The 13411-nt window shown below is 55.2% G+C and carries 14 protein-coding genes and 2 tRNA genes; 4 read left to right on the forward strand and 12 right to left on the reverse strand.

The window, feature by feature from the left end:
* Window positions 1-82 precede the first annotated feature (82 nt).
* Window positions 83-937, forward strand: coding sequence for a carboxylating nicotinate-nucleotide diphosphorylase (gene nadC / locus CXF87_RS17440; RefSeq protein ID WP_035562164.1), 855 nt, complete (start codon window positions 83-85; stop codon window positions 935-937).
* 6 nt (window positions 938-943) lie between these two features.
* On the opposite strand, the gene CXF87_RS17445 is transcribed toward nadC, so the two are convergent.
* Window positions 944-1468: a GNAT family N-acetyltransferase gene (locus CXF87_RS17445; protein ID WP_008955953.1), complete on the reverse strand. Its 525-nt coding sequence runs from the start codon at window positions 1466-1468 to the stop codon at window positions 944-946.
* Window positions 1469-1632: 164 nt separating this feature from the next.
* Here CXF87_RS17445 and tsaA point away from each other — a divergent pair, with 164 nt between their 5' ends.
* A complete protein-coding gene (gene tsaA / locus CXF87_RS17450; protein WP_035562158.1) occupies window positions 1633-2370 on the forward strand; it encodes a tRNA (N6-threonylcarbamoyladenosine(37)-N6)-methyltransferase TrmO in 738 nt (245 codons plus the stop codon).
* 15 nt (window positions 2371-2385) lie between these two features.
* Here tsaA and purC read toward each other — a convergent pair whose 3' ends face one another.
* The 3 genes from purC to dapA form a co-directional block, all read right to left on the reverse strand.
* Window positions 2386-3102, reverse strand: coding sequence for a phosphoribosylaminoimidazolesuccinocarboxamide synthase (gene purC / locus CXF87_RS17455; RefSeq protein WP_035562154.1), 717 nt, complete (start codon window positions 3100-3102; stop codon window positions 2386-2388).
* Between the two features lie 32 nt (window positions 3103-3134).
* Window positions 3135-4118, reverse strand: coding sequence for an outer membrane protein assembly factor BamC (gene bamC / locus CXF87_RS17460; RefSeq protein WP_101147551.1), 984 nt, complete (start codon window positions 4116-4118; stop codon window positions 3135-3137).
* Window positions 4119-4196: 78 nt separating this feature from the next.
* Window positions 4197-5081 (reverse strand): 4-hydroxy-tetrahydrodipicolinate synthase, encoded by an 885-nt coding sequence (dapA, locus tag CXF87_RS17465; RefSeq protein WP_008955949.1) that lies wholly within the window; start codon window positions 5079-5081, stop codon window positions 4197-4199.
* Window positions 5082-5364: 283 nt separating this feature from the next.
* On the opposite strand from dapA, the gene CXF87_RS17470 reads away from it, so the two are divergent.
* Window positions 5365-5841, forward strand: coding sequence for a peroxiredoxin (locus tag CXF87_RS17470; protein WP_101147552.1), 477 nt, complete (start codon window positions 5365-5367; stop codon window positions 5839-5841).
* 53 nt (window positions 5842-5894) lie between these two features.
* Here the strand turns inward: CXF87_RS17470 and CXF87_RS17475 are convergent, their stop codons facing one another.
* Window positions 5895-6995: an AI-2E family transporter gene (locus CXF87_RS17475; RefSeq protein ID WP_008955947.1), complete on the reverse strand. Its 1101-nt coding sequence runs from the start codon at window positions 6993-6995 to the stop codon at window positions 5895-5897.
* Window positions 6992-7255, reverse strand: coding sequence for a sulfurtransferase TusA family protein (locus CXF87_RS17480; protein ID WP_008955946.1), 264 nt, complete (start codon window positions 7253-7255; stop codon window positions 6992-6994). Before CXF87_RS17480 ends, CXF87_RS17475 begins: the two co-directional genes overlap by 4 nt.
* Window positions 7256-7473: 218 nt before the next feature.
* Here CXF87_RS17480 and CXF87_RS17485 point away from each other — a divergent pair, with 218 nt between their 5' ends.
* Complete coding sequence (locus CXF87_RS17485; protein ID WP_101147553.1) at window positions 7474-8937, forward strand: M48 family metalloprotease; 1464 nt, start codon at window positions 7474-7476, stop codon at window positions 8935-8937.
* A gap of 125 nt (window positions 8938-9062) precedes the next feature.
* Here the strand turns inward: CXF87_RS17485 and nadA are convergent, their stop codons facing one another.
* The 6 genes from nadA to CXF87_RS17515 all read right to left on the reverse strand — a co-directional run bounded on the left by nadA (window position 9063) and on the right by CXF87_RS17515 (window position 13401).
* Complete coding sequence (gene nadA, locus CXF87_RS17490) at window positions 9063-10091, reverse strand: quinolinate synthase NadA (RefSeq protein ID WP_101147554.1); 1029 nt, start codon at window positions 10089-10091, stop codon at window positions 9063-9065.
* Between the two features lie 270 nt (window positions 10092-10361).
* A tRNA-Lys gene (locus tag CXF87_RS17495) sits at window positions 10362-10437 on the reverse strand.
* A 92-nt stretch (window positions 10438-10529) separates the two neighbouring features.
* Window positions 10530-10605: transfer RNA gene (locus CXF87_RS17500), tRNA-Lys, on the reverse strand.
* 147 nt (window positions 10606-10752) lie between these two features.
* On the reverse strand, window positions 10753-11628 hold the full coding sequence (rluB, locus tag CXF87_RS17505) for a 23S rRNA pseudouridine(2605) synthase RluB (protein ID WP_008957531.1): 876 nt from the start codon (window positions 11626-11628) through the stop codon (window positions 10753-10755).
* Entirely contained in the window at window positions 11615-12454 is an 840-nt protein-coding gene (gene scpB, locus CXF87_RS17510) for an SMC-Scp complex subunit ScpB (protein ID WP_101147555.1), read from the reverse strand. The genes rluB and scpB overlap by 14 nt, the downstream gene beginning before the upstream one ends.
* Window positions 12451-13401, reverse strand: a complete 951-nt coding sequence (locus tag CXF87_RS17515) for a segregation and condensation protein A (RefSeq protein WP_101147556.1) — start codon at window positions 13399-13401, stop codon at window positions 12451-12453. Before CXF87_RS17515 ends, scpB begins: the two co-directional genes overlap by 4 nt.
* Window positions 13402-13411 lie beyond the last annotated feature (10 nt).

The following is a 13411-nucleotide window of genomic DNA, read 5'->3' on the forward strand; positions in this document are numbered from 1 at the left end:
CCTCTATATTAGCGCTCTCTTTCACTGCTCATTTTCACTATAATACTGGTCACACTTGACGACGTTCTGAGAACTCACTGCCATGCATTATCAATCCGCTCTTGCAGAAGAAATCCGCGCCAGCGCTGCTCGTCTGCTAGCCGAAGACGTGGGCCCAGGTGATATTACCGCGCAATTGATCCCTGAACACCAGTGGGCCAGCGCCGATGTGATTACCCGTGAAGCCGCGGTGCTGTGCGGTGCACCTTGGGTGGATGAGCTTTTTCGCCGCCTGGATAACCGAGTAAGCCTGAACTGGCACGCCGCTGATGGCGATAGACTTGAGGCTGGCCAGTGTTTTTTAACCCTGGAAGGCCCCGCCCGCATCCTGCTCACCGGCGAGCGTGCGGCGCTTAACGTGCTGCAAACGCTGTCTGCCACTGCGACCGCCACCCGTGCTTATGTCGACCTGATTGAAGGTACTGGCGTGCGCCTGCTCGATACCCGCAAAACGCTACCCGGCATGCGCTTGGCGCAAAAATATGCGGTCACCTGCGGTGGCGGCCATAACCACCGCATTGGTCTATGGGACGCGTTTTTGATCAAAGAGAACCACATTGCTGCCTGTGGGGGCATTCAAGCAGCCGTTGCACAAGCACGCAAGCTGGCCAGTGACCTCCCAGTGGAAGTGGAAGTAGAAACCTTTGAAGAGCTGGATCAGGCGTTGGCAGCGGGTGCCGATATTATTATGCTCGACAACTTCGCCATTGAAGACCTGCACGTTGCGGTAGAAATTAACGGCGGCAGAGCCACCCTGGAAGCATCAGGCAATGTGGACGACGCTACGCTACGGGCAATCGCCGATACCGGCGTTGACTGTATCTCTAGCGGTGCGCTAACCAAGGATATCGCCTCAATCGACCTATCGATGCGCATAACCCGCAGCTATAATGTGTAGCTAGACTTACGTTTCCACGGCGTTAAGTGCCTTGGAAAGTCGATACCGCTTGAGCGATTCACCACTGCGCTCCACCCACTGCTCGCCGTGGTTTTCCCAGCCGCGGCGCATTAGACGCTCGTAAAGCATCGAACTGGCCTCAATCTCCACCTTGCCTTTGCCCTGTTCGAGCAGCATACGCTCAGCGTGAACCAGTAGCGTGGTGCCAATGCCGCGACCAGCAAGAGAAGGCCAGACATAGAGCGTTTCAATCCGCCCGGCATCTAAATCTACTTCCAAAAACCCCACGCAGCGTCCATCACAGGTAGCAATTAACGTGGTATACAGCGCTTGCCGCACTGCCCAGGCACTGCCTTCACGGGGTAGCGCTTGCGCCCATGCCCGCCGCTCATCCAGCGTATAGTGGGTAGCAGCCCCTTGCATGACGGCGTGGTAAAACACTTCTGCCTGATCGGCGGCATCGCGTGCCAGTGCCGCGCGATACATAACCCGCGCACTCGTTGGCGCTTGCTGCTCATCGCTATTACTCATGCGTCACCTCTGCACTGTTCAGCTAACATTTGGTCAATGCCTATTCAAGCAAGACCTCTTCGATCACGCCGCTTTAGATCACACCCTATTGGGTCACGCTTAAGCCATCGGCTGCTTTATACTGTTTTATACTACGCCAATAAATCCTAGCAAAAGGCAGTGTGATGGACGATGCCCCTAACAGCGAGCACTTTACGCTATCGCCCATTGGCCACATGGTCAGCGACTACCCTGACAAATTCGGCATTCCGCGCCAACCAGGGCTCGCACCCGCGGCTAACGCCAAGCTTGTGCTCGCCGCCCCCTACAATGACCCTCTCGCCGTGCGTGGTTTAGAAGACTTCAGCCACCTGTGGTTAAGCTTTATATTTCATCAAAGCCCGCAACGCTGGTCGCCGCTGGTGAGGCCGCCACGGTTGGGCGGTAATAAAAAAGTGGGCGTTTTTGCCAGCCGTAGCACCCATCGCCCTAATCGTCTGGGGCTATCACTGGTAAGGCTAGTCGGTATCGACACTCAGCAAGGCGTCGTTTTGGCGTTACAGGGCTGCGACTTAGTGAGCGGCACGCCGGTGGTTGATATCAAACCCTACTTGCCCTGGGCTGAATCTCAGCCTGATGCAAAGGCTGGTTTTGCGCCGCAGACGCCGTCACTGTTGGCGGTGTCGTTTCACCCAGCGGCACTGGACACCCTCACCCAACGCTCAGACAGCGCCACGCTGCATGCATTAATTGAGCAAGTACTAAGCCAGGACCCACGGCCCGCCTATAAGCAAAAAGAGTTAGCGTCTAAACGACTTTACGGGGTACGCCTGCGCGATGTAGACGTTAAGTTTCGTCAGCGTCAACAAGGCGAAGCCACCACCTTAGAGGTGATGGCTATCGAACCTTACGACGAGCGATAAAACAATGATGACGTTTTAAGCGGGAAAGGTAATACCCAGGCGGCGACCAACTTCTTCATACGCCTCAATCACGCCGCCCAACCCCTGGCGGAAGCGATCCTTATCCAGCTTTTCACGGGTGTTAGCGTCCCAAAGGCGGCAACCATCCGGCGAGAACTCATCCCCTAATACCACCTCACCCTTGAAGACACCAAACTCAAGCTTGTAATCCACCAGCAGCATATCGCCCTCGGCAAACAGCGCTTTGAGGATATGGTTAACCTTGAAGGTCAATGCTTTCATTTTGGCGAGCTGCTCGGGCGTTGCCCAACCGAAGGTCTCCGCCAACGACTCGTTAATCATCGGGTCGCCCTTCTCGTCGTTCTTCAAGAACAGCTCGAAGGTAGGCGGTGTTAGTGCAATACCCTCTTCCACACCTAACCGTTTTACCAAACCACCGGCGGCGATATTGCGCACTACGCACTCCACCGGGATCATCTGCATTTTTTTGACCAGACTCTCCGTACTGGAGAGCTGTTTTTCAAAGTGAGTGGGAATGCCCGCTTCCTGCAGCCGCTCCATAATGAAGGCGTTAAAGATGTTATTGACCATTCCCTTACGGGCCAGCGACTCCACTTTTTTGCCATCGAAGGCGCTGGTGTCATCACGAAAGTTAAGCACCAACAAATCCGGATCGTCGGTGGTATACACAGATTTCGCCTTACCGGCGTAGAGTTCTTGGCGCTTTTCCATGGGGGCTCCGTAAGGGATCAAGGGTCAATAAATTAACGTAAATAACCGGAGACACGCTCAAGCAGCTCGCGCTGATCATCGGCGCTGAATGCCCGTTCGCTGGCGTTGATGGCACGCAGGATCGTCTTGTCGCCGTCAGGCTGTAAGGCAAGGCGGATCTCTTGGGACATTTTGCGTACGTCCGCGCTGAATACCATTTGCAGCGGGTTACGATTGCGCTCGGTTTCGGTCATATATTCAACCAGGAACTCGTGGCTACTGGGGTCAGAGGCAAGCAAGTCGCGCTGTCCTTCCTGAGCAAAATCCAGTTCAAGGTAGTGGTTCAGTTCAGCCCATACGCGGTCCACCGGCTGCGGAATAACCACTTCCCACTCTTCACCCTGCTGGCGAACTTGTAACGTTTGCTCATCGGTAAGGCGCTGAGCGGTCCAGGAAGATGACACGCTGGCAGAAGCGCTGCGTGCACTTAGATGGCTTTCCAGTGCGTCCAGACAGCTAGTCATGGTTTGCCCACCGCTTTCACAGCGAACTTCGCTACTGCCTGCGCGCAGCGCACTCTGCAGGCGTATTTCCCCCTGGGACGTCACGATAACGCCCTGGGACGCGCTGCTCTGCAGCACATTCAGCTGTCGGCTGCGTACAAACTCTTCCAACTGCGGCCACACCGTACCGGTGTCGGCGGCCACCACTAGCCAGGTTTGATCACCGACTTCGCGGCGCTCAACGTACTCAGGCTCTAAGCCACTGCCAATAGCCAGTGATTGGGGCGGACGAATTTCTGCCGCTTCGTCAAGCCGTGTCCCTTGGGTGGCGGCTTGAGGAACCGGCAGCGCATCGCGGTAACGTTGGGGATTACGGGTCTCTGGCAACACCAACGGAGGCGCCGGAGCAGCCTCGGTGTAGTCCAGGTTACGGTCGTGGTAAAAACCATCCCGTGCGCAACCAGAGAGCGCGACAGCCGCTGCGAGTGCCAGCGGAACCCATTTAAGCGCACGTATTTCAAGCACAGAGCTCATCAAGCCACCTTAAGTCAACAAATCAGGTACCCAGCTCAACTTATCGCTGAGCTGGGTAGCAAAGGGTATTGCGCCAGGTTACTCCTCTACGACGCCTGCCATCTGCAGCGCTTCGCTCACCGTGGCGTGGTACTTTTCAGACAGCCAGGTTAGCGGTAAACGAAGGCCTGCGTCCGCATAACCCATGCGATTAAGCGCCCACTTCACGGGAATAGGATTCGACTCTATGCCCAAATTGGTGTGTAGCGGCATCAGACGGGTATTAATCTGGTGGGCTTTATCAGCATCACCGGCCACGGCAGCGGTGCACAGATCATGCATCGCCCGTGGGGCAACATTCGCCGTCACGGAGATATCGCCATGGCCACCCATCAACATAAAGTCACAGGCGGTCGCATCGTCGCCGGAGTAGAGCATAAAGCCACTGCCCTTTAGACGTGAGATTAGATCTTCCGCACGCTCCAGGTTCCCTGTTGCGTCTTTCAAACCAATAATATTATCGACATCGGCCAAGCGTAAGACGGTCTCGTTGTAGAGATCAGAGCAGGTACGGCCCGGCACGTTATACAGAATCACCGGCAGTTTGCTGCCTTCCGCGACCGCTTTAAAGTGCTGATACAGGCCTTCCTGGGTGGGCTTATTATAGTAAGGGCACACTGACAAGCAGTAATCGGCCCCGACTTCCCCGGCGTAACGCGCCAGCTCAACCGCCTCAGAAGTGGCGTTAGCCCCCGTCCCTGCGATAACCGGAATACGACCATTGACCTCTTCGACAACGCTGCGAATCACATCAAAGTGCTCCGCGAAGGACATGGTAGTAGGTTCGCCCGTCGTGCCAGCAGCCACAATGCCATCGGTGCCATTTTCGAGATGGAAGTTCACCAGACGACGAAGCGCCTCCCAGTCGATGTCGCCATTGACCTTCATAGGCGTCGCCAGGGCGACAATGCTGCCTGTGATCATCCGTTTATTCCTCACCAGCCAAAGTGTGATATCAACTATCTGTGTTTTAAGTGCTATGTATTTTACGTGCTATGTCTTTAGCAAACTGGGCGCCATCGCGATACTTTGTATAAGGCGCTGGCGTTCCACAGAGAGCAAATGGTACTCAGGCGATTCGAGCCTGTACAGCGTAAAGCGGTGCAAGTTTGTCACCGGCCTGGTTTGAGCTTTGACAACTGCCCCTGGCTTTCGTGTAATCGCGCGTGACTACTAATCTTAACACCCACCCTCAAAAGGACGCCTTATGTCTGTTGAAATTGGTCAACCCGTTGCTGACTTTTCCGCTACTGCAACTGGTGATTCCACCGTGACGCTATCGGAACTGCACGGCAAACAAGTGGTTATTTATTTCTACCCCAAAGCCAGCACCCCAGGCTGCACCACCGAGGGGGGTGACTTTCGCGACCGTAAAACCGCCTTCGATGCTGCCAATACGGTCATCCTCGGCGTCTCTCGCGACGGCCTACGTGCGCAGGAGAACTTTAAAGCCAAACAGGATTTTAATTTTGATCTTATCTCTGACAAGGACGAAAACGTCTGCACGCTGTTTGACGTTATCAAGCTCAAGAAAATGTACGGCAAGGAGCATCTCGGCATAGAGCGCAGCACCTTCTTGATTGATAAAGAGGGCAAGCTCGCCAACGAATGGCGTGGTGTTAAGGTGCCTGGTCATGTTGATGAGGTACTCGCCGCGGCTGAACAACTTAACGCTGCCAGTTAACCCCTATGCCCGCGCTGAGGATACCCAGCGCGGGCCGTGTTTAAGCGCTACGCTTACTCTTTTGCTGGGGCTTGCAAGCTACGACGCTCCTCTCGCTCCTGCATACTACGCGGCCAAGCGTAGATCAGCGCTTTCAGCAGCGTCGCTAATGGAATAGCAAAGAAAATACCCCAGAACCCCCAAATCCCGCCGAAGAACAACACCGCCACAATGATAGAAACCGGATGGATATTGTTAGTTTCAGAAAATAGTACCGGGGCTAATACGTTGCCATCCAGCGCTTGAATCACTCCATAAGCTACTAGCACATACACAAACTCCTCGCTGAGCCCGAAGTGAAACCCAGCGACCGCAGCCACCGGCAGTGTTGCCACCGCCGCCCCGATATACGGCACCAATACAGAAAACCCCACCAGAACGGCCAACAGCGCCGTATAAGGCAATCCAAAGAAGGCAAAGGTAAAGAACGTTACGGTGCCCACGATAATGATTTCAATGAACTTGCCGCGGATATAGTTGGCAATTTGATCATCCATTTCACGCCAAATACGTGATAACAGCGTGCGTTTTTGGGGCAGCAGCGACAGCATAAAGCCAACCAATACATCGCGATCCTTGAGCATGAAGAAGACCAGAATCGGCACCAGCACCAGATAAATAATCAGCGACATAATATTGCCTAGCGATGCCAGCGAAAGCGTTAAGGCGCGCTGCCCTAACTGGCTGATCTCGCGGCTCGCCACGCCTATCCAGTTCTGCATCTGGTCCGGCGTAATAATGTTGGGGTAGCGCGCTTGCAGCTCATCCAGCCAGCCTTGACCACTGGCGAACATCCTCGGTGTTTCTTGTACCAACCCCACTAACTGATTCCAAATCAGCGGCATTAAAATAAACGCCAGGGTTAACAAGACACTAATAAACGCCAGGAATACCATGATCACCGCCAGCAAATGCGGCAACCCACGGCGGGTAAGTGCGCTCACCACGCCTTGTAGTAGAAACGCAATTACCAGTGCAGTGAAAAACGGTGCCAGCATACGGCCAAACCAAATGATCGCCGCAAAACCTGCCACCAATACTACCAGCAGAATCAGCGCCTCTTCGTCGGAGAAGTAGCGCTCAACCCAGCTTTTTAAAATCGTACGCAGGGTCATGAGTGACCATCCCCGGCTTTACGAATCCAGTACACATAAACATCGTCACGCTGTTCACGGCCTTCCAGGGTATGCGCACTTTGATCGGTAAACGACGCCATATCCCGCCACGAACCGGCGTCCGTTGAACGCACCTCCAGCAACTGACCTGCTGCCAAGGTAGCTAAGGCTTGCTTAGCTTTCAGCAGTGGCAATGGGCAATGCAGCCCACAAGCGTCAAGCACCGTATCGGGTTGAAAGCCCCCGGTTTGCTCAGACATATACTCTCCCTCAAAATGACCTGCCTATTCACGGCATAGATTTGTAAATGTTGCTGCATATACATTGTGTAATAGACGCTGCCGCATAAACTGTCTTGTTAGCGATTGATTTCACTAGGTCGTCGATTTAACGGCACTTCCCCGTCTTTATCAATGTCATAGTATTAATCAATGTCATACCCTGACTGTAGCGTTTAACCATCACCCATGAGGATGCCATGCCGACCTTTCCTACCGCTTACCCAGGCTGGATATGTGCGTTCGCTTGTGCCTGTGGCAGTTTACTTTTTAGCCCCCCAAGCGTTGCCATCAACGATTACGGCCTGCCAAGCCTGGGGGCGGCGTCTACCTCGGTCAGCAATGAAGAGTACCGCCTGGGCCGCGCGTGGTTACGACAGTTTCGTGCTCAAGCCCCCCAGTGGCAAGATCCTATTACCAGCGACTACCTGGAAAGCCTGATTGCCCGGCTCGCCCCCCATAGCAAGATTAATGGTCTACGCACTATTACCGTGATGGTGGATAACGAATCGCTTAACGCCTTTGCCGTGCCTGGCGGGGTGGTAGGCATCAATTCAGGGCTGTTCGCGTTTGCCGAAGATGAAGGTGCCTTCGTTTCAGTGCTGGCGCATGAGTTGGGCCATCTCTCTCAACGCCACTATGCGCGGGGAAGCGCACGGGCAGCACAAACCCAACTGCCCGCCATGGCGGCCATGCTAGCCGGCATGCTAATTGCCGCGAGTGGCGGCGGTGATGCGGGCATAGCGGCCGCCATGGGCTCCCAAGCAGCGCTAATACAGGATCAGCTCAGCTATTCACGTTTATTTGAACAGGAAGCCGACAACCTAGGCCTCCAGGCGATGGCCGATGCGGGCTACGACCCAGAGGCCATGGTGCGCATGTTCGCCGCTATGCAGCGCATGGCCCGTCTGCAGGGCGATACACCGCCGGAGTTCCTGCTTAGCCACCCGGTCACCGATAGCCGCTTAACCGCTGCCCAGGATCGCGCTGCCCAGCTCAATGTCGCCGATGCCTATACCAGCGACACCCTTTACGACATGATGCGCGCCCGCGCCCTGTTGAGCATTTATGCCAACACGCCTGAGCAAGCGGCTTCGCGCCTTGCCCAAGAAGGCGCTGACGAGACTGCCCAGGACTATCTGGACGCCTTGATCGCTGCCCGTAACGGCCAGACTGATAATGCCTTACAACGCCTTGATCAACTTGCCAGTCAGCAGCCTGACTTTGCCATGCTCCCCGCCTCTGCCGCGAGCGTCGCCTTAGAGGCCGGTCAGTACGATGAGGCCATCCAGCGCAGCCAGCGATTGCTGCGTTTTATGCCTAACTACCTGCCTGCTCAACTGATATTGGCCGAAGCACAGCTACAGCGTGACCCTCAATCGGCTTACAACGTGTTACGGGACATGGCCGATCAGCACCCAGAAAACCCTCAGGTCTTCAATCTATTAGCTGAAGCCGCCGGACGCAGTGGTCATGATGGCTGGGGGCATTTGGCTCGCGCTGAGCACCTGCAATTGACGGGCCGGGTAGACCGCGGCATTCGCCAGCTCTCCATTGCTCGCGATGCGGCGGAACGTGAAAATGATCAGCAGGTAGTAGCCAGGATTGAACAGCGCCGCGAGGCCTTTATTGAATATCGCGAAGCGCTGGAAGATTTCAACTAAATCTAGGTCAACAAAACCTGTGTCATTGCGAGGAGCGCAGCGACGCGGCAATCTTAACCAGCGGTTGCAATATCCCCAAGATTGCTTCACTTCGTTCGCAATGACATTCGGTTAATCTTTTCTCGCTAGGCGTTGAAATTAAGCATCCGCTCCAGCGGCATCAGGGCCTTCAAACGCATCGACTCATCGACCTGAATCTCACCACTTCCCTCGCGCAATGCACCCGCCAGGTTATCCAGCGCGTTCATGGCCATCCAGGGACAGTGCGCGCAGCTGCGACAGGTAGCGCCGTTACCGGCGGTGGGCGCTTCAAACAGGGTTTTATGGGGCACCGCCTGCTGCATCTTGAAAAAGATGCCTCGGTCCGTCGCCACAATCAGCTTATCGTTAGGTAGCTCTTTAGCGGCCTTGATCAACTGCGAAGTGGAACCTGCCACGTCGGCCAGCTTCACCACCGGCTCGGGCGACTCGGGGTGCACCAAGACAGCCGCATCGGGATAGATCCGCTTAAGGTCTTCAACGCCTTTGGCCTTGAACTCTTCATGGACGATACAGGCGCCGTCCCACATCAACATATCGGCACCGGTTTTCTTCTGAATATAGCCGCCCAAATGCTTATCGGGCGCCCAGAGAATTTTCTCGCCCCTGGCCTGTAGGTGCTCAATTACCTCTACTGCAATTGATGAAGTCACCACCCAATCCGCTCGCGCCTTAACCGCCGCTGAGGTGTTGGCATACACCACCACGGTGCGATCCGGGTGCGCATCACAAAAAGCGCTGAATTCATCGGCAGGGCAGCCAATATCCAGTGAACAGGTCGCTTCCAGGGTGGGCATGAGCACGCGCTTTTCCGGCGACAGTATCTTGGCGGTCTCGCCCATAAAACGGACACCGGCGACAACCAGCGTGGTGGCGTCGTGACGGGCACCAAAGCGTGCCATTTCTAGCGAATCGGCAACGCAGCCGCCGGTCTCTTCAGCGAGTTGCTGAATAGCATCATCGGTGTAGTAATGCGCGACCAAAACAGCGTTATGAGCTTTCAATAGCTGCTTGATTTCTTCGACCCTTGCCAAATCTTCCGCCGAAATCCGGGTCGGACAGTACGCAACGGGCAACGGAGCACTCAGCTCTGCTTGAGTAGTCATAATAGTCATCGTGTCTACCACTGTGACGAGCAGGGAATCCCCCTGCTAAACACTGGGTCACGGCACAGGCGCGTTTCGCTCTATTCCCGCACCGCTCGCGTGCGATCGGCCGCTACGTCTCTCGTGGTGGCCTATCGTCTGAATATCTATTCTAGCCCATTCTGATTGGAAATAGCTGCCCACTGCAAACAGATTGTCACGTAGAGGCATTACCCAAAAGTGCTTCTCACCCGCATAGCAAAACGCCCCTGGCAGCTATGCTGCCAGGGGCGTTGAATCTGGTGGGTCGTGCAGGATTCGAACCTGCGACCAATTGATTAAAAGTCAACTGCTCTACCAACTGAGCTAACGACCCAAATTTGCGCTGCTACATCATCATACTGTCTTCGTTCACAACCACCCGACGCCACTTGCTGTTTAAACATATCGTAAAAACAACGGCTTCAATGGTGGGTCGTGCAGGATTCGAACCTGCGACCAATTGATTAAAAGTCAACTGCTCTACCAACTGAGCTAACGACCCGCCTGAACGGATGCATATCCTACGCTTACACCCTTTTGATAGCAAGTGTTTTTTAGTCTCGGATAACAGAAATGAATCATACAACGTGCCTGACTGATCAATATAAACCGGTTCAGGCACGTTCACTTACCTATTTAGCGGGCTTTGTTAACGGGCTTTGCTTTTCGGTTTACGCATCGCTTGAACCGGCTTACGCTTGTGCTTATCGCGGTTCCAGCGGTTCTTTTCATCAGGCGTCAACGCAGGCACTTTACGGGTTTCTAAGTTAGCCAATGTCGCTAAGTCGTCCACCTCATCCTGGTTAAGTTCAACCCATTCACCGGCTTTAGCGCGCTTATCGAGGAAGATGTTGCCGTAACGCACGCGTTTCAGGCGACTCACCGTGAGGGCTTGCGACTCCCAAAGGCGCCGCACTTCGCGGTTACGACCTTCCAAAATTACCACGTGGAACCAGGTATTGATGCCTTCGCCGCCAAACTCCTGCACATCCGTGAAGCGAGCCGGGCCGTCTTCCAGCATAACGCCATCGACCATCGCCAGGATATGCTCCCGCTTCACTTCACCCATTACGCGAACGGCATACTCACGCTCCACCTGGGTAGAGGGATGCATCAAGCGGTTGGCCAACTCGCCATCCGTGGTAAACAGCAGCAAACCGCTGGTGTTAATATCCAGGCGACCAATCGCAATCCAGCGCTCGCCTTTCAAGCGCGGCAAGCGTTCAAATACGGTGCGCCGACCTTCCGGGTCTTTGCGTGTGCACAACTCGCCTTCCGGCTTGTTGTACATAATCACTCGACGCGGCACTTCCTCTTCAGGGCGCAGCGATACCGGGCGGTCATCAAAGCTGACTTTATCCCGCGCTTCAACACGGTCACCCAGCTTGGCCACCTGGCTATTCACCTTTACACGGCCATCGGAAATTGCCGTTTCCATCTCACGCCGTGAGCCAAGGCCTGCGCGGGCCAGGACTTTTTGCAGCTTTTCGCTGGTAGGGGGCGTGGTGCTATCACTCTGACTCATGGTCGTCTGACCTCACATCGGTAGTCTGCGTGCGCTCGCGCTCTTCTTCGTTCGCGCGCTGCGCACGTGCCGCCAACCGTGCCTGTAAATCGGCAAAGCTTAGCGGCTGGGTTAACGCCGTCTCGGCGTGCGTATCGGCTGTTTCAGCCGACGTTATGTCTTCTTTCTGGGGTGGCGCATCCTGCACCGTTTTGATCGTTTCGTCTAGTGCTTCGTGGTCTGAACCGGTGTCTTGTTCTTCCTGGATGACAGTATCATTGGTCATCCCTGTGTCTTCAGGTATTTCGCTCTCGTCCCAGTTCGCCAGGGTGTGCATCGGCGGCAGCGCATCGAGCGTTTTTAATCCAAAGTCATCTAAAAAGCTCCGCGTGGTGGCATATACCGCCGGGCGCCCCGGCACATCCCGGTGGCCCACTACGCGAATCCAACCGCGCTCCGCCAGGGTGCGCATGATTGAACTGCTTACACTGACCCCACGCACCTCTTCGATATCGCCACGAGTAACCGGCTGGCGGTAGGCGATCAGCGCCAGCGTTTCCAGCAGCGCCCGTGAGTAGCGCTGGGGGCGCTCGTCCCATAACCGCGACACCCATTGCGACAGACGCGGGCGAATGCGTAGCTGATAGCCTGAGACCGTTTCCAATAACTCTAGTGCCCCAGCCGAATGGCGCAGCTGTAAGCGCTCAAGGACATCGCGAAACTCCTTGCGAGTCGGGCATTCGCCTTCAAGAAAAAGCGTTTCTAGACGTTCAAGGGGTAACGGTTCACCAGCGGCCAGGAGCGCTGCTTCAATAATGTCATCTAACGCGTTGGCGGCGTTACTCATGGCGTCTCTTCTCCAGGTTCAAAGGCGGACTCACCATAGGCATCGTCTTCTATCTCGTTCTCCTCAAAAGCGCCCTCTTCGTCGTCGGCCAGGGCGGCACGCCGAGCACGTACGTGAATCGGCGAAAGCGGTGCATTCTGAACAATTTCAATCATGGCTTCTTTGGCCAGCTCTAGAATTGCCATAAAGGTCACGACCACGCCAGCCCGCCCTTCTTCTAAGGTGAACAGCGCTTCAAAGGGGGTATAACGTTGATGCGCATCATCGTGGCTGAGTAACTCCATAATCTTGAGCATGCGCTCGCGGGTAGATAGCACCTCGCGACTGATCTGGTGGGCTTGCACCAGCTCGGCGCGCTTGAGAATATCCGAAAGCGCGCTGAGCAATTCATCCAATTCCACCTCAGGGTGAATCACACGAGATTCCAGCGGAGGTAAGCCCGCCTGCACGCTGAACCAGTCACGCCCCATGCGCGGTAGCGTATCCAGTGTCTCGGCTGCCTCTTTGAGGCGTTCGTACTCCTGCAGGCGTCGGATAAGCTCTGCGCGAGGATCCTCCTCATCATCGCCCTCAGCCTTCGGTGGGCGCGGCAACAGCGTTCGCGACTTGATCTCAGCGAGCATAGCGGCCATCAGCAGGTACTCACCCGCCAGCTCGATCTCCATGGCCTTCATCAGCTCCACATACTCGATGTACTGGTGAGTAATGGTGGCCACATTGATGGTCAGAATATCCAGATTCTGACGCCGAATCAGGTAGAGCAGTAAATCCAGCGGGCCTTCAAAAGTCTCCAGAAAGACGCGCAGTGCCTCGGGAGGAATATACAAATCCTCCGGCATTTGCGTTATCTGCTCATTGAACAGGCGCCCAAACGAAACCGCCACTGGGTCAGTGGTCGCAGCGTCAGGATTTTCTAGCTCAGTCGTATCGCTTGGCGTCTCGCTCACGCGGGTCGGC

This window comes from Halomonas sp. MES3-P3E (genome assembly GCF_002836035.1).
In the GTDB taxonomy this organism is placed as follows: Bacteria; Pseudomonadota; Gammaproteobacteria; order Pseudomonadales; family Halomonadaceae; genus Vreelandella; species Vreelandella arctica.